At 62.6% G+C, this 14742-nt stretch carries 16 protein-coding genes and 1 tRNA gene; 6 read left to right on the plus strand and 11 right to left on the minus strand.

The features are described 5' to 3' along the window. Positions 1–5: 5 nt before the first annotated feature. From NLY42_RS19400 to NLY42_RS19410, 3 genes are all read right to left on the minus strand, one after another. Entirely contained in the window at positions 6–890 is an 885-nt protein-coding gene (locus NLY42_RS19400; RefSeq protein WP_023753354.1) for a cytochrome c oxidase subunit II, read from the minus strand. A gap of 228 nt (positions 891–1118) precedes the next feature. Next, positions 1119–2045, minus strand: coding sequence for a DMT family transporter (locus tag NLY42_RS19405; protein WP_023753353.1), 927 nt, complete (start codon positions 2043–2045; stop codon positions 1119–1121). 130 nt (positions 2046–2175) lie between these two features. Next, a complete protein-coding gene (locus NLY42_RS19410) occupies positions 2176–2817 on the minus strand; it encodes a glutathione S-transferase family protein (protein ID WP_031244504.1) in 642 nt (213 codons plus the stop codon). A gap of 160 nt (positions 2818–2977) precedes the next feature. Between NLY42_RS19410 and NLY42_RS19415 the strand changes: the two genes are divergently transcribed. After that, the gene (locus NLY42_RS19415; protein WP_023753351.1) at positions 2978–3892 is read left to right on the plus strand and encodes a LysR family transcriptional regulator; all 915 of its coding nucleotides are present in this window, start codon (positions 2978–2980) and stop codon (positions 3890–3892) included. Positions 3893–3917: 25 nt separating this feature from the next. Here NLY42_RS19415 and NLY42_RS19420 read toward each other — a convergent pair whose 3' ends face one another. The 5 genes from NLY42_RS19420 to map all read right to left on the minus strand — a co-directional run bounded on the left by NLY42_RS19420 (position 3918) and on the right by map (position 7019). Next, on the minus strand, positions 3918–4274 hold the full coding sequence (locus NLY42_RS19420) for a cysteine hydrolase family protein (RefSeq protein WP_023753350.1): 357 nt from the start codon (positions 4272–4274) through the stop codon (positions 3918–3920). 11 nt (positions 4275–4285) lie between these two features. Continuing rightward, positions 4286–4537, minus strand: a complete 252-nt coding sequence (locus NLY42_RS19425; RefSeq protein ID WP_023729888.1) for an isochorismatase family protein — start codon at positions 4535–4537, stop codon at positions 4286–4288. Positions 4538–4709: 172 nt separating this feature from the next. Continuing rightward, on the minus strand, positions 4710–5108 hold the full coding sequence (locus NLY42_RS19430; RefSeq protein ID WP_023753349.1) for a RidA family protein: 399 nt from the start codon (positions 5106–5108) through the stop codon (positions 4710–4712). 197 nt (positions 5109–5305) lie between these two features. Beyond that, entirely contained in the window at positions 5306–6073 is a 768-nt protein-coding gene (gene radC, locus NLY42_RS19435) for a RadC family protein (protein WP_023753348.1), read from the minus strand. Between the two features lie 112 nt (positions 6074–6185). Then, positions 6186–7019, minus strand: coding sequence for a type I methionyl aminopeptidase (gene map, locus NLY42_RS19440; protein ID WP_023681623.1), 834 nt, complete (start codon positions 7017–7019; stop codon positions 6186–6188). Positions 7020–7297: 278 nt separating this feature from the next. Here map and NLY42_RS19445 point away from each other — a divergent pair, with 278 nt between their 5' ends. The 3 genes from NLY42_RS19445 to NLY42_RS19455 all read left to right on the plus strand — a co-directional run bounded on the left by NLY42_RS19445 (position 7298) and on the right by NLY42_RS19455 (position 9017). After that, a complete protein-coding gene (locus tag NLY42_RS19445) occupies positions 7298–7594 on the plus strand; it encodes a DUF982 domain-containing protein (protein WP_023753347.1) in 297 nt (98 codons plus the stop codon). A 146-nt stretch (positions 7595–7740) separates the two neighbouring features. Further along, complete coding sequence (locus NLY42_RS19450; protein WP_023681621.1) at positions 7741–8016, plus strand: DUF6074 family protein; 276 nt, start codon at positions 7741–7743, stop codon at positions 8014–8016. Positions 8017–8348: 332 nt separating this feature from the next. Next, on the plus strand, positions 8349–9017 hold the full coding sequence (locus tag NLY42_RS19455; protein ID WP_023705981.1) for a DUF2161 domain-containing phosphodiesterase: 669 nt from the start codon (positions 8349–8351) through the stop codon (positions 9015–9017). A gap of 146 nt (positions 9018–9163) precedes the next feature. Here the strand turns inward: NLY42_RS19455 and NLY42_RS19460 are convergent. The 3 genes from NLY42_RS19460 to phaC all read right to left on the minus strand — a co-directional run bounded on the left by NLY42_RS19460 (position 9164) and on the right by phaC (position 12888). After that, positions 9164–9238: transfer RNA gene (locus tag NLY42_RS19460), tRNA-Glu, on the minus strand. 332 nt (positions 9239–9570) lie between these two features. Beyond that, positions 9571–10692 (minus strand): D-Ala-D-Ala carboxypeptidase family metallohydrolase, encoded by a 1122-nt coding sequence (locus tag NLY42_RS19465; protein WP_245259993.1) that lies wholly within the window; start codon positions 10690–10692, stop codon positions 9571–9573. A gap of 360 nt (positions 10693–11052) precedes the next feature. After that, a complete protein-coding gene (phaC, locus tag NLY42_RS19470) occupies positions 11053–12888 on the minus strand; it encodes a class I poly(R)-hydroxyalkanoic acid synthase (protein WP_023753346.1) in 1836 nt (611 codons plus the stop codon). Positions 12889–12985: 97 nt separating this feature from the next. On the opposite strand from phaC, the gene NLY42_RS19475 reads away from it, so the two are divergent. Together NLY42_RS19475 and NLY42_RS19480 are read left to right on the plus strand one after the other, a co-directional pair. After that, positions 12986–13396: a hypothetical protein gene (locus NLY42_RS19475; protein WP_023753345.1), complete on the plus strand. Its 411-nt coding sequence runs from the start codon at positions 12986–12988 to the stop codon at positions 13394–13396. Positions 13397–13486: 90 nt separating this feature from the next. Next, complete coding sequence (locus NLY42_RS19480; protein WP_023753344.1) at positions 13487–14704, plus strand: LL-diaminopimelate aminotransferase; 1218 nt, start codon at positions 13487–13489, stop codon at positions 14702–14704. The last annotated feature ends 38 nt before the right edge of the window (positions 14705–14742 follow it).

The following is a 14742-nucleotide window of genomic DNA, read 5'->3' on the forward strand; positions in this document are numbered from 1 at the left end:
GCCCTTCAGCGGGACCCGACAGTTTCGAGTTTTGCCGCAACTTCTAGAGCTGACGCCGTCGCGTTGCCCGGCGCCTGTTCCACCGAGCCCGTCTGCTGCGGCGCCGACAACTGCGCGAACGTCTGCTGCTGGTCGAGCCAGGCCACATAGTCCTGCTCGGTATCGACCATGACGATGCCATGCATCATCGGGTGCCCCTGGCCGCACAGTTCGGCGCACAGAACCTGGAAGGTCCCGGTCTTGGTGGGGGTGAACCAGAAATAGGTGACCGAGCCCGGTATCATGTCCATCTTGGCGCGGAATTCCGGAACGTAGAAATCGTGCAACACATCGATCGAGCGCAGCAGCATCTTGACCGCCTTGCCGACCGGCAGATGCAGGTCGGCCGCTTCGACCACGACGTCGTCCTGGCCGCTGGGATCCTTGGCGATCACGCCCAGCGGATTTTCAGCGGTGACGTCGCGGGTGTCGGATGTGCCGAGTTTGCCGTCCTTGCCGGGCAAGCGGAAGCTCCACTGCCATTGCTGGCCGACGACTTCGACCACGGTTGCGTCGCTTGGAACGTTGACGAACCGGCTCCAGACAAACAGGCCGGGAACCAGCATGGCGGTAACACCCACTCCGGTGACGATCGTCAGCCACCATTCGAGCCGCTTGTTCTCCGGTTCGTAGGCCGCCTGGTTGCCTTCGCGGTGACGGAAGCGGAAAACGCAATAGGCCATGAATAGGACGACTGCGGCGAAGACGACGCCGGTAATCCAAAAGGTGATGATGATGGTGTTGTCGATATAGTCCCAATTCGAGGCAATCGGAGTCCACCACCATGGGCTCAGGAAGTGGAACAACACCGAGCCCACGACGATCAAAACGAGTACAACCACTATGGGCATGTCCCGTTCCTCCCGGTATTTCAGGGGGCGCGAAGCCGTCCCGGGAAAATACCAAGTGCATCATGCGTGATTTGCGATCGAAATTCTAGAGCCGGTTGTGGAAGGAGCGAAAAATTGCTTCTGCGGCGCCCGGACCTTGCTTCGTTGGTGACGCCGGAGCGACACCTGACCCCCCAAATCAGGGAGGGCAGGGGCTGGCTTGATTCGGCTTGCCTTGTTCCAGCGGGATCAAAGCGCCTTGATGATGATGCAGCCGGCCAAAAGCAGCACGACGCCGGCGAGCCGCATGCCGGAGACAAGCCGCTGCGGCAGGCGGAACCAGCCGAAGGTGTCGACGAAGATGCCGGCGACCTGCTGGCCGGCCACCGTCAGGCTGACGGCAGCTGCCGCTCCGATGACGGGGATGGCGGTGAACACGGTCGTGACATAGGTGGCGCCGGCAAAACCTCCGAGCCAGCCCCACCAGGGCATCGACGACAGGCCGGCGAGGCGAGGGCGGGGCGTCTTCGTCAGGGCAAGCGCGATCAGAAGCACCGCGGCCATGGCCAGCATCGCCACCAGGAACGAGATGGTGCCGACCGCAAACGGCGCGCCGCCAAGGTCGTGCCGAAGCAAGGCGTTTACAGCGCCTTGCACCGGAAGCACGGCGCCTGCCAGCAGCGCCAGTCCGATCCACCCTGGTCTTGAGGATGCGGTATTGTCGGCCGCGCCCTTCTGTCCCAGAACGATGAGGGCAGCCCCGGCAAGCAAGACGAGCATGCCGAAGGCAGGCCCGGCTCGCAGTCCGGCTTCGGGGATCCCGAGCCAGCCGAACGTGTCGAGGGCGAAGGATGCAAGCATCTGCCCAGCGATGAAGAGCCCGACGGACACGACGGCGCCAAGGCGAGGGAACAGAAGAATGGTCGAAACGACGTAGAAGGCCGAAGCCATGCCGCCGATCGCATGCCACCATTCGGCTTGCCAAACGGCAAGCAGGGCCGGTGTCGTTCCGGTGAGGGCCGTGATCGACAACAGCACGATGGCGCCGACCGCGAGCTGAAGCGTGGTCGCGGCAAAGGGTGAGCCGACCGCCTTTGAAAGTTGGGCATTGGCGCCGGCTTGCACCGCAAGCAGGCCACCGGCGACAAGCGCCAGAGGGACGAAGAGGATTTCCACGATCGTATTCCTTGAATGTGGGTGCTGCGGCTAGGCATGATCCCAAAAAGTGGGTACCGGTTTTTGGAAAAGATCATGCTCCAACAAAGGGTTAGGTCATGATGAGATTTCAACCAAATCTCATCATGATCTAAGCGGCAGCCGATGCTTCGGGCAGGGCGGGAACGGCAATGCCTCTGACAACTGCGGAGCGTCGGCCTATGGCGGCATACCAACGCGCCAGGTCTGGCGCGTCATCGAGGCTGAGGCCGAGCCTGGTGACGGCCGCGTTGATCCATGGCCATGTCATCACATCGGCGATGCCGTAGCTTTTGCCGACAATGTGCTCATGGTGCTTTAGCCGGCTATCGAGAACGCGGAAGACACGTCCGGTTTCGCGCTCAAAACGCTCGATCACGTAAGGGATTTTTTCCGGCGCGAAGATTTTGTAATTCCACAATTGGCCAAGCGTCGGGCCGACATGGGCCGCCTGGAACAAGGTCCAGGTCAGCGTATCGTCCGCCTCCTGCGCGCCCACCGGCTGAAGCTTGCCCGACCGTCGCGCCAGGTAGTGTAGGATGGCGCCGGATTCGAAGACCGTGCGGCCGGCGTCCCGGTCGACGATCACCGGGATCTTGTTGTTGGGATTGAGCGCCAGGAAATCAGGCTTGGTCTGGTGGCCCCTTTCGATGTCGACCAAGCGGACCGAGTAGGGCAGGCCGACCTCTTCCAGCATGATCGAGGCCTTGTGCCCGTTGGGTGTCTGGCAGGTGTAGAGTTCTATCGGCGTCATGGCTCTTCTCCGCGACTGTTTCTTTTGTCGTCGGACTCCATATGGCGTGCGTGCATGCGCAGATCGACATGCCGATTCGCCCGCTTGCTCTGCGTTTTTGCACAGCGAAGCGTGATTTTGACTCGCAGAGCGCAGCGCTTTCTTTTATCTTTCTGCAAGAATGCACAGCTCACGCGATATCGACTGGGAAGATCTGCGCATGGTGCTGGCCGTCGCCGATGGCGCTTCGCTGGCGGCGGCGGCTCGGATCCTGGGCGTGAACCACACGACTGTGCTGCGGCGCGTCAACGCCTTCGAGGCGCGGCTGGGTATCCGCCTTTTCGATCGGCTGCCGACTGGCTATGCCCTCACCGCGGGCGGCGAGGAACTGCTGGGCGCGGCACGCACAATGGCCGAGACGGTCAATGAACTGGCGCGCAAACTGTCGGGGCAGGATCTCAGGTTCGAAGGCAGGTTGCGGGTCACCACCACCGATACGCTGATGGCGTCGGTGCTGCCGCCGATCCTGGCGGCGTTTCATAAGCTCCATCCCGGCATACGGGTCGAGGCGATGACGCAGAATTCCATCGCCAACCTGACGCAAAGGGATGCAGACGTGGCGATCAGGCCGGTGTCGCAACCGCAGGAAATCCTGGTCGGCCGGCGCATTTCGGGCGTCGCCTTCGCCGCCTACGCGACACGTTCCTATGCCGAAACGCTACCCCCGGAGCCGAGATTGGGTGCGCTGCGCTGGATCGCGCCCGACGACAGCCTAGCCAACACCGGCGTCGCCCGCTGGATGCGGTCGTCGCTGCCCGATGTCGAGATCGCCATGCGCGCCGATTCCCTGGTGACGATGTCGTATGCGGCGGGCGCCGGAATCGGGGTTGCGGCGCTGCCCTGTTATCTCGGCGACAGCCTGCCCGGGCTTGTAAGGGTCGGAGGGCTGATCGAGGAGATCGGCTCGGCGCTGTGGGTGCTGGTGCACGACGATTTGCGCCGCACGGCGCGCGTCCACGCCTTCACCAAATTCGTCTCCGGCGAATTGCAGCAGCGGCGCGACTTTCTTGAGGGCAGGCTCGTCGCCGGAGCTTGAGACGCACGCCAGCTGACGCGCGGGCTCAGCTCCGCAACAGGTTCCCAAGCTCGGCAACCGTCATCACGCGCCCGAACACCTTGCCTATGATGTCGAGGGTTGCATTGTGCGATGCCTCGTCCAGTCCGCCATTGGCGTCGCTGATGAAAGCCACCTTGTAGTCGCGCATGAAGGCGCTCCGCGCGGTGGATTCGCAGCAGATGCTGGTCACGGTGCCGATGATGATCACCGTGTCGACCCGGCCTGCGCCACGGATGTTGCGCAACACGGTCTCGAGCTGCGTGTTGTGGAAGGCATCGTAGCGGTGCTTTTTGATGACGACATCCCCAGGCAAGGGCGCAAGCGCGGCGACAATTTCGGCGCCGGCGCTGCCTTCCCGCATGCCTTTGGTTTTCAGCTTCGGCTGATAGCTGGTTCCAGCGGCGAGATATCGAAATGGTCGCTGAGCACATGCTGGGTGTAGATCACCGGGACGCCTTGCGCGCGGCAAAGCTCGACCACCTGCCGCATCGCCGGAATGCGATGGCGGGCCATGGCCACTTCCATGACGGCGCCCTCATCGACGAAGTCGCTTTGCATGTCGATGACCAGGAGGGCTGCGCGTGGCTTGTCGAACGGCCATGGTTCGTCGCCGGGCTGGGGCATTGCGTGTTTCCTGTTTCCGACGTTGATCAGGTGAGCAGCAGGCTCTTCATCGAGACATCGCAATTCCTGCCGATGACGATGTGATCGTGGATGGATGGAGAGATCAAGGTCGTGGCAATCTCGCAGCGAGTTCCGGGATTTGTTTGGGCGACTTGACGCGTCCTCGCTTGGCCTACGGCTCGATGACCGCGATCGCATCGATCTCTATCAGGTAGCCGGGAGACATCACCGCTATCCCGACCACTACGTTTGCCGGCTTGTGATCGCCGAGCAGCTCGATCTGGGCCGCTTCGATGATCGGCACGTGTTCGTCGCGTTTGTAATCGACGATGTAGATCGTGATCTTGCAGACTTGCTCGGGCCGAGCGCCGGCGGCAGCAAGCGCTCGGCCGAGATTCCCGAACGCCAGGCGCGCCTGGACTGCGAAATCACCATGGCCAACGAGCTTGCCGTGTATGTCTTCTGGCTGCTGGCCCGAGACGAACACCAGCTTGCTTCCTGTCGCAACGACGACCTGGGAGTACATTTCCGGAATCGGCAGGTCATTTGGATTTATGCATTCGAGCGTCATTGAATAGATCTCCTGCAATGGCTGTCGGGAACTGGCTGCTTCGTATTCGCGGGTCTACCACATTGTCGCCGAAGCGGGCGCTTCCGTCGCAATATCACTTCTACACCGCAACCGTGGGCATTTGAGCCAAAGCGGAATGTTGCTGATTGGCTCGCGAGCGGTGGCGTTTGGGTTGACGGCGCCGGCGAGCGTCGGGCTCAGATCAGCAGCAGGCCCTTCATCGAGGCATTGCCTTTCTTGCCGATGATGATGTGGTCGTGGACGGCGATGCCGAGCGGCTTGGCGCTGTCGATGATCTGCTTGGTCATTTCGATGTCCGCACGCGATGGTGTCGGATCGCCTGATGGGTGATTATGCACCAGGATGACGGCGCTGGCCGACAGTTCCAGCGCGCGCTTGATCACTTCGCGCGGATAGACCGGCGTGTGGTCCACGGTGCCGACCTGCTGTACCTCGTCGGCGATCAGCACGTTCTTCTTGTCGAGAAACAAGATGCGGAACTGTTCGCGGTTCTCGAACGCCATCGCCGAGCGGCAGTACGCAAGAAGCTGCGTCCAGTTGGACAGCACCTCGCGGTCGCGAACCTCGGTCCGCGCCATGCGCTGCGCGGCAGCGGCAATCACCTTCAGGTCGACCGCCACGGCGGGGCCGATGCCCTTCACCTCCTGCAGCAGCGCCACCGGTGCGCCAAGCACTTCGCCAAAAGTGCCGAAGCGCGCCAAAAGCGCCTTGGCGATCGGCTTGGTGTCGACGCGCGGGATCAGGCGAAACAGCAGCAGTTCGAGAAGTTCGTAGTCGGGCAGGGCGTCCGCGCCGCCGGCAACGAAGCGCTCGCGCAAACGGTCGCGATGGCCGTGATAGTGTGGCTTCTCCGCCGATTTGTCTCTTGGTGCCTTGTCCTTCGCCGGTGGTTCAAGCCACCGCTCGGAGAAGAACCCCCGTTCGTCGTCACCGCTGTTCCCCATCCATCCCCCTCACTCCCCGAGGCTTCGACGGCAGATTAGAGCGGTAAGCAGCGCGCGGTCGAGTTTTTTCGGCGACGGCGCCTCAAAGCTGCGGCTTGAGGCGATCTTGTTTTCAGCTGACCGGCGGCAGGCCGGGGCGGTCGAGCTTGTTTGGCGACAGGGTGAAAATCTCGCAGCCAGTTTCGGTGACGCCGATCGTGTGTTCGTACTGCGCCGACAGCGAGCGGTCGCGCGTCACCGCCGTCCAGCCGTCCGACAGCACTTTCACATGCGGCCGGCCAAGATTGATCATGGGCTCGATGGTGAAGATCATGCCCGGCCGCATCTCGACGCCTTCCGAGGCGGTGCCATAGTGCAGGATGTTGGGTGCGTCGTGGAACAGCTGGCCAACGCCGTGGCCGCAGAAATCGCGCACCACCGAGCAGCGCTCTGCCTCGGCATAGGTCTGGATGGCGGCGCCGATGGCGCCGGTGCGGGCGCCGGGCCGGACCGCCGCGATTCCGCGCATCAGGCACTCATGAGTGACTTCAAGCAGGCGTTCGGCGGCGCGCTTGATGGTGCCGACGGGATACATGCGCGAGGAATCGCCGTGCCAGCCGTCGAGGATGTAGGTGACGTCGATGTTGACGATGTCGCCATCCTTCAACGGCTTGTTGTCTGGAATGCCGTGGCAGACGACGTGGTTGATCGAGGTGCAGGACGATTTGGTGTAGCCGCGGTAGTTGAGCGTCGCCGGTAGCGCGCCTTGGTCCATGCCGAATTCGAAGACGAAACGGTCGATGGTCTCGGTGGTGACACCCGGCTGGACCATCGGCACCAGTTCATCAAGGCAGCGCGCGGTGAGATCGCAGGCCTTGCGCATGCCGGCAAATCCTTCTTCGCCGTAGAGGCGGATCTGGCCGGTGTTCCTGAGGGGTGCCGTGGCGGCGTCGAGATAGGTGACCATAGTGTCCGTTTGCCTGTAAGCGGGCGGCGCATATCAGCCCGTTAGAAAATTTCCCCAGATTTGGCACTGCAAGCCGCAAGGTTCAAGGAAGAACTGCCGGCAATGGACTGATACTGGCGATATTCCTGGCTTGCGCGGCCGCTCAGATGACATCCAGTGCGCGATCTCCTCCGAATGCCGAGATCGCACTGACGACACATTTTCGCGCAAAAGCAGCCAAAGCAACTTTTGACGACGAACGGCGTTGCTGTGGTCGACGCCAGTTCGGGAGATATAGAATGGACAGATTGCAATTCGAGGTGCCGGTGCGCATCGCGCCCGCGCCCGGGCTGCCGGTAGAGGAAATATACAGCGTCGAACAGGCGCTGGATATCCTGCATGACTGGCCAACGAAGCGACAGGGCAAGGTCTATGAAGCGGCGTTCAATGCCTGTTTCGGGGCCACGGTGGATGTGGTCAGGACTGAGGACGCATGGCGCGCCTTCATGGCGTTTTGCCGGGTCAGTGGCCTACTGGCCAGGGACATGATGGTTACGGCCAAGCGCGCCGGCGAGGCGAGGGGCCTGAGGGTCTAGAGTTCTGCTTGGCCTGGAGGCCGGCCAACCGACTCGTTCCAATCGGCGCGGACTCCGCGGCGTTAAGGTTCCGTTTCCGACTTCACAGCTAGGCATGAGCCATAGAGCAGCGTCTGATTCGTTGCGTCGGTTTCATGGTGCAGAACATGTCTTCAGCCAATGTGCGTACCTTCCCGCTAGATCGGCAGACCGTGCTGGTGCGCGAGGTCGCCGCAAGGCTGGGCAGACTGCACGGCGACACGGCCACGTCGTTCTGGAAGGCCACGGCGCGCGAACTCCTCGACAAGGCGGTCGCGGCCGGCTGCGATGCGGCTTCGGCGGCCAACGATGTCCGCCGGTTTTTCGCCGCGGTCCAGGACGAGATGCATTTCAAGGCGGACGATGCCGCACCAGGGCAGCGCCGGACGCGCACCCGCCCCTAGCCTCAAAACACACGCGCTCATCATTGTGTGGCCAACCGTGGACCGGTCTTGGCGTCGACGTATCTCGGGTCTTACGCTGTCGATTGTGCCGTCCCAGCCACGGCGAGCGCCTTGTTGAACGCGAGACAGGCGATGAAATACTGGTCGCGCTCGGCCCTGGCGACGTCGGTCATCGCCAAGGAAATCGTCGAGCGCTATGGCGGGACTATCATGCCGGAGACCTGCCTGACGGCCGCCTTTGCAAACAGTGGGTCTCAAGGCGGCTTAGCGCAAGGCGTCGGCCTCTCGGCGATCCCTGTGCCGACCCGATCCGAATCGGCTATGCCTGCGCGATGCAGGAAACGTCTCTCTACATCCCGGTGAAGCGGTTTCTCGAGAGCCTGGAATTCACGGTCAAGGGCGAAGTCGGGCACTGCGATATCGTGGCGGTGCGCGACGGCGAGCCGCCTGTGCTGGTCATCTGCGAACTGAAATTGCAGTTCAACCTCGAACTGGTGCTGCAAGGTGTCGATCGCGCCGCGGCATGCGACGAAGTGTGGCTGGCCGCGCGCATGTCGGCGCGTGGCAAGGGCCGCGAGCACGACCGCCGTTTTCGCGCGCTGTGCCGGCGGCTCGGCTTCGGGCTTCTGGCTGTCAGCGGCAAGGGGGAGGTCGAATTGCTGCTCAGCCCGGCCGCTCTGCCGCCGCGTCGCGATCCAAAGCGGCGCTCGCGGCTGATGGAGGAACACCGTCGCCGGCGCGGCGATCCGGTGGTCGGCGGTGGCTCGCGCGCCCCGATCATGACCGCCTACCGGCAGGATGCGCTGGCCTGCGCCGCAGCCATGACCGATGGGCCGAAACGCCCGCGCGATCTGAAAGCGATTTCGCCGCGCGCGCCCAGCATCCTATTGGACAATGTCTATGGCTGGTTCGCCAGGGCCGAGCGCGGCGTCTACGCGCTGACCGAGGGTGGCCACGCGGCGTTACAGCGCTGGCCGCAGGTAGCGCACGACCAGGGGTGAGTGGCCGGAGATTGCCGCGAGCAGGCGCCGAGGGAAACCTCGGCACGGCAGCCGCTGTTCGCCGTTTCAACCGATGCGCCGCGCCACCCTTCCAGCCGCTGCTAGTTCGGCGGCTGCCGCGAGGCTTCCTGTTTTCCTGAAAGATCTGGTACGCCCAAGGGGAATCGAACCCCTGTTACCGCCGTGAAAGGGCGGTGTCCTAACCGCTAGACGATGGGCGCGCTCAGACGAAGCGGCTTATAATTGCGTTGTTGCCAACCGGCAACCCATCAGCCGCCAGATGCCAAAACTTTTTTCAAGAGGGGCGAAAACGGCCAGTTTGGTGAGCCAGCCCAGGTTTTCTGCCCTCGCGTCATTGCACATCTTTGGAGATTAGCCTGAACGCCCCGCGCAGTCGTCATCCTATGGTCTGCGCTGCGTCGCTGCGCGCCTTGCTTCGCCATAGGATGACGAAGTCGCGGGTGCCTCGGCTAATCTCGAACGTCGCTGATAGCTAATCGGGAAAAACGGCAGGCTGCTAACGGCCCCTCGGCCCGTTTGCCGAATGGGGATGCTAACCCCGCCGGCGGCAGCGCCAATTCCAGTCGCGCTCGGGGCCGACGTCGACGTGAACGGATTCGGTATGGCAGTAGGTGCCGACGCCGCCGCGGCCGGGCATGGTTCGGATGTAGCTCGCCAGTTCCCATTTGGAGACGCCGGGAACCTGGATGTCGGCGGCGGCGCAATACATGTGCAGCGAATTCTTGGCGCCGTTGGCGCGCCGGTTGCGGGCCGGGTCGCGGTAGCCTGATGTGACCATCATCTTGCGGCCGTAATGGCCTTCGATGGTCTTCAGCACACGCACCAGCGACGGCTTCAGGCAGGCGACGTCGACGCTCTCGTTTTGCTTCAACAGGCCATTGGGCGCCAGCCGGGCGAGGCCGGCGGCGGAGGCCACCTGATAGGCGCCGCCCGAACCCTCGTCCTCGTTCAGGTCGACGTCGCTTTCGTCGTCGAGGCCGGATTTGCGCTTGATCTCGAACAGCGCCGTCTGGCGCACCCCGGGCAAGGCATCGCTGCCGGTGATGTGGTTGCTCTCGTTGCCAAGCGAGGCAAGCTGCAAGGGCTTGTCGGCGGAATTGGCTGACGCTAGCGTGATGATCGGCTTTGCCGGGACGGCCTTCTGGGAAGCAACCGCAGGCTGTTCGCCCGAGCGCGAGTTGACCAGCGGAGCAGGTGCCGCGGAGGTTGGCGTGGTGCTGAACAGTGAGGCCAGGAAGCCCTTCTTCGGCGTGTCGATCTGCTGGGGCGCGGCGGTCACGTAGACCTCGTTGGTCGCGGGTGCCGCTGCCGTCGCTTTCGGTGCGGTCACGCCGGCATCGGCGGCGGCGATCTTCTGCGCCACGGCGTCCGTTGCGGCCGCGGTCTGTGCTGACTGCTGCAGCGACTGCGGCGTCTGGCCGACAATGGTTTCGGAGCCGGCGGGAACATTGACCGGGAAGCCGGTGCCGGGCTTGGCCACCGGCACATAGGCGACCTGCTCGGGCAGTGTCGCATCGCCCGCTGCCGTCATCATCATCTGCGGCCCGGTGGATGTGACCTGCACGGTCGAATCGCCCGGCGCCGCAGGGCTGGCGCCGGAAGCCGCGGCGATGTCAGAAGCGGTCGCGTTGTAGCCAGGCATGCCGACGGACATTGTGGGGTCGCCAGCGGAGGTGCAGGACGCCAGAAGCACGGAGAAAAGCGCTGCCGCTATAGTGCGACCTTCTCTCCCCGCGAGACGCGATCCTGCTGATTTCAAAACTAAATTCCCCCTCGGTGTCCGGTCGGCCTGCTATTGGTGCGGCGTCGAAACGTTCACATCCAATAACCTTGTGTTCCCAAACCGGAAACGAGACTTGTGTCAATTCTGCAAGCCTCTGAATTATTTGCTCGTTGGAGGCCAATTGAGGCTTCTTGAAGGTTGACGACACCATTTCGCCCCGTTTTGCCGGCTCGTCAACTCACCAGACATTACATTCCGTTACACACAGGCACCTGCAAAAGGTGCCGGCCGTTACACGCGCACCTTCACATAGGTGCCGGGGGCATCACCCAGGGTTTTCATATGCTTGCCCGGTTTCCGGGCCGGAACGAGGGTGTCGTCCTGGGTTTCAATCCAGTGCTGCCAGTGCGTCCACCAGGAGCCGGGATGCTCCACCGCCGAGGCGAGCCACTGGCCAAAATCGCCTGTCGGTTTGCCGCCGGTCCAGTACTGGTATTTCTTGGCTGCCGGCGGGTTGACCACACCGGCAATGTGGCCGGAACCAGCCATCACAAACTCGACGTCGCCGCCGAAATATTGCGAGCCGAGAAACACCGAAAGGGCCGGCGCGATGTGATCTTCCTTCGACGCCAGGTTGTAAACCGGGATGGTGACGTCGGCCAGCGACACAGTGCGGCCGGCGAGTTCCATCACGCCACGAGTCAGATTGTTCTCGAGATAACAGTTGCGCAGGTAGAAGGAGTGGTTTGCAGCCGCCATGCGGGTGGAATCGGCGTTCCAGTAGAGCAGGTCGAAGGGCAGGGGATCCTTGCCGCGCATGTAATTGTTGATGACATAAGGCCAGATCAGGTCGCCCGAGCGCAGCATGTTGAAGGCGGTCGCCATCTTGGTGCCGTCGAGGTAGCCCTTTTCGTTCATCGATTTCTCGACCGCTGCCACCTGGTCCTCATCGACGAAGACTTTCAGGTCGCCGGCATGGGTGAAGTCGACCTGCGTGGTGAAGAAGGTCGCCGATTTGATGCGGTTGTCGCCTTCCTGTGCCAGCAGTGCGAGTGCGGCCGCCAGCAGCGTGCCGCCGACGCAATAGCCGATGGCGTTGACCTCTTTCTCGCCGGTCGCCTTCTCGATCATGTCGAGGCCGTATTGCAGGCCTTCCCGTATGTAAGCTTCCCAGCCCTTGGCGCCGTGCCGCTCGTCGGGATTGATCCAGGAGATGACGAACACGGTATGGCCTTGCTTGATCGCCCAGCGGATGAAGGACTTTTGCGGGTTGAGATCGAGGATGTAGAACTTGTTGATCCAGGGCGGGCAGATCAGCAGCGGGCGCTTGAGCACCGTCTCCGTCGTCGGATCGTACTGGATGATTTCGGCGACATCGCTGCGCCCGACCACCTTGCCGGGAGATGTCGCGACGTTCTTGCCGATCTCGAAGGGCGAATAGTCAGCTTGTCTCAGCTTCAGGTCGCCCTTGCCGGCGGCGATGTCTTCGGCCAGCATCTTCATGCCGCGCACCAGGTTTTCGCCATTCGAGGCGACGGTTTCTCGAAACAGCTCCGGATTGGTCAGGATGAAGTTCGACGGCGAGATGGCATTGGACACCTGCTTGACGTAGAAGCTCGCCTTGTGGCGGGTGTGGTCGTCGAGGCCTTCGGCGTGCTCGACCAGGTCGGCCGCCCAGCGCGAGGTGACGAGATAGGCCTGTTTGAGGAAATCGAAGAAAGCGTTGCGACCCCATTCGGGGTCTTGAAAACGCTTGTCGCCGCGCTCGGGCTTGACCGCATCGTCCGGCGCTTCGGCATTCGGGCTAACCTTCTGGATGGCGTTGCCCCAGACCGTCATGTAGCCGGCGAACAGTCGCGTCTGCGCTTCCAGCGCGCGTTGCGGGTCGGCCAGCCAATATTCGCTGAGCTTGGAAAAGGTTTTGACCATGTCGACCACGGGTTCGGCGACATGATCGCGCACCTCGCCTTTTTCGCGCGGCTCGGCCCAGGCCGAGGCGGCTTTGCCGGCCTGTTCGACCATACGCGCCATGTTCAACGCGAAGCGTTCCGGGTCTTTCACCAGATATTGCTCGACGGTCGAAGATTGATCATCTTCCGCTTTGCTCGAATCAGGTGTTTTGGACATGGCTCGCGGGGTTCCTCCCGAGGCGTTTTCTTGACATATTATCATGGGACATCTGACCGGGTCCAATGCGCTGTACCCCGGCTGCCAGGAAAACAATATGACGATTAACACCGGCAAGACCATTTTTTCGGGGGCAGGCCGCTTTTGCCGCGTCGCGGTTGCAATCGCCTGTCTGACGCCAGGGCTGCTGGCGGCAAGTGGCTGCACGAGCGCCAACACCGGCAACGGGATGAATGTCGGCCTGACCCAGGGCGCGCAGGACACCGGCTCTTATCCCAATCTCAACATCCCACCGCAGGTGGCGGCAAAGCAGCTCACCCCTGAGGAGACGCAGGCCAAGCTTGCCCAGTTGAAGGGCGAACAGCAGGGGCAAGTGGCCAAGGGCGGCGGCGGTGCCCCGTCCACCAGCCCGGCGGCGCTGAATTCGCTGGCGAAGAACCATGGCAAGGACACGCTGAAGCAGATCGAAGCCAAATGCGATCCCGCCCTCGACCCTACCTGCAAATAAGGCTATATCGCGCGCCGAAAGCGGTCTTTGCCAAAGGCGCCTAGCCAAGCCAACTGTGCTAAAGCCAATCTTAAATCGTCTGGAACTGACATGGAAGAATTTCACAAGGTCCGCCGGCTTCCGCCCTACGTGTTCGAGCAGGTCAACCGGCTGAAGGCCAGCGCCCGTTCGCGCGGCGCCGACATTATCGACCTTGGCATGGGCAATCCGGACCTGCCGACGCCGAAGGCGATCGTCGACAAATTGTGCGAAGTGGTGCGCGATCCGCGCACGCATCGCTATTCCTCCTCGCGCGGCATCCCAGGTCTGCGCCGCGCCCAGGCCGCCTATTATCAGCGCCGTTTCGGCGTGAAGCTCAATCCCGACACGCAGGTGGTGGCGACGCTCGGTTCGAAGGAAGGCTTCGCCAATATGGCGCAGGCGATCACCGCGCCGGGCGACGTGATCCTGTGCCCCAACCCGACCTATCCGATCCATGCTTTCGGCTTCATCATGTCGGGCGGCGTCATCCGTTCGCTGCAGGTCGAGCCGGATGACGGCTTCATCCCGGCGCTCGAGCGCGGTGTCCGTCATTCGATCCCGAAGCCACTGGCATTGATCCTCAACTATCCGTCGAACCCGACGGCGCTGGTCGCCTTGCTCGATTTCTACAAGGACGTGGTCGCCTTCGCCAAGAAGAACGACATCATCATCCTGTCGGACCTTGCCTATTCGGAGATCTATTTCGACGGCAATCCGCCGCCTTCGGTGCTGCAAGTGCCGGGCGCCATCGATGTCTGCGTCGAGTTCACATCGATGTCGAAGACCTTCTCCATGCCCGGCTGGCGCATGGGCTTTGCCGTCGGCAACGAGCGGCTGATCTCGGCGTTGACGCGGGTGAAGTCCTATCTCGATTACGGCGCCTTCACGCCGATCCAGGTGGCGGCGGCGCATGCGCTGAATGGCGACGGCGCCGACATCGCCGAAGTGCGCGAGGTCTATTTAAAGCGCCGCGACGTCATGGTAGACGCCTTCAGCCGCGCCGGCTGGACCATTCCGGCACCGGCTGCCTCGATGTTCGCCTGGGCGCCGATCCCGGAGCCGTTCAAGCATCTCGGCTCGCTTGAGTTTTCCAAGCTCCTGATCGAGCACGCCGACGTCGCGGTTGCGCCGGGCATCGGCTTTGGCGAGCATGGCGACGATCACGTCCGCATCGCTCTGGTCGAAAACGAGCACCGGATCCGGCAGGCGGCGCGCAACATCAAGCGCTTCCTGGCGTCCAGCGCCAAGCAGCCGAACAATGTGGTGCCGCTCGCCGCGCATCGCTAAAGTCGCCGCACATCTTATTCGAGCAGATTTTTTGAGGG

It is taken from the genome of Mesorhizobium sp. C372A (assembly GCF_030323245.1).
GTDB lineage: Bacteria > Pseudomonadota > Alphaproteobacteria > Rhizobiales > Rhizobiaceae > Mesorhizobium.

Bases quoted from the DNA above. Each gene is read 5' to 3' on its own strand.
- NLY42_RS19400 (WP_023753354.1), bottom strand. From the start codon at position 890: ATGCCCATAGTGGTTGTACTCGTTTTGATCGTCGTGGGCTCGGTGTTG.
- NLY42_RS19410 (WP_031244504.1), bottom strand. From the start codon at position 2,817: ATGACGCCGATAGAACTCTACACCTGCCAGACACCCAACGGGCACAAG.
- NLY42_RS19415 (WP_023753351.1), top strand. From the start codon at position 2,978: ATGCACAGCTCACGCGATATCGACTGGGAAGATCTGCGCATGGTGCTG.
- NLY42_RS19420 (WP_023753350.1), bottom strand. From the start codon at position 4,274: ATGCGGGAAGGCAGCGCCGGCGCCGAAATTGTCGCCGCGCTTGCGCCC.
- NLY42_RS19425 (WP_023729888.1), bottom strand. From the start codon at position 4,537: ATGCCCCAGCCCGGCGACGAACCATGGCCGTTCGACAAGCCACGCGCA.
- NLY42_RS19430 (WP_023753349.1), bottom strand. From the start codon at position 5,108: ATGACGCTCGAATGCATAAATCCAAATGACCTGCCGATTCCGGAAATG.
- radC (WP_023753348.1), bottom strand. From the start codon at position 6,073: ATGGGGAACAGCGGTGACGACGAACGGGGGTTCTTCTCCGAGCGGTGG.
- map (WP_023681623.1), bottom strand. From the start codon at position 7,019: ATGGTCACCTATCTCGACGCCGCCACGGCACCCCTCAGGAACACCGGC.
- NLY42_RS19445 (WP_023753347.1), top strand. From the start codon at position 7,298: ATGGACAGATTGCAATTCGAGGTGCCGGTGCGCATCGCGCCCGCGCCC.
- NLY42_RS19450 (WP_023681621.1), top strand. From the start codon at position 7,741: ATGTCTTCAGCCAATGTGCGTACCTTCCCGCTAGATCGGCAGACCGTG.
- NLY42_RS19455 (WP_023705981.1), top strand. From the start codon at position 8,349: ATGCAGGAAACGTCTCTCTACATCCCGGTGAAGCGGTTTCTCGAGAGC.
- NLY42_RS19465 (WP_245259993.1), bottom strand. From the start codon at position 10,692: ATGTCCGTCGGCATGCCTGGCTACAACGCGACCGCTTCTGACATCGCC.
- phaC (WP_023753346.1), bottom strand. From the start codon at position 12,888: ATGTCCAAAACACCTGATTCGAGCAAAGCGGAAGATGATCAATCTTCG.
- NLY42_RS19475 (WP_023753345.1), top strand. From the start codon at position 12,986: ATGACGATTAACACCGGCAAGACCATTTTTTCGGGGGCAGGCCGCTTT.
- NLY42_RS19480 (WP_023753344.1), top strand. From the start codon at position 13,487: ATGGAAGAATTTCACAAGGTCCGCCGGCTTCCGCCCTACGTGTTCGAG.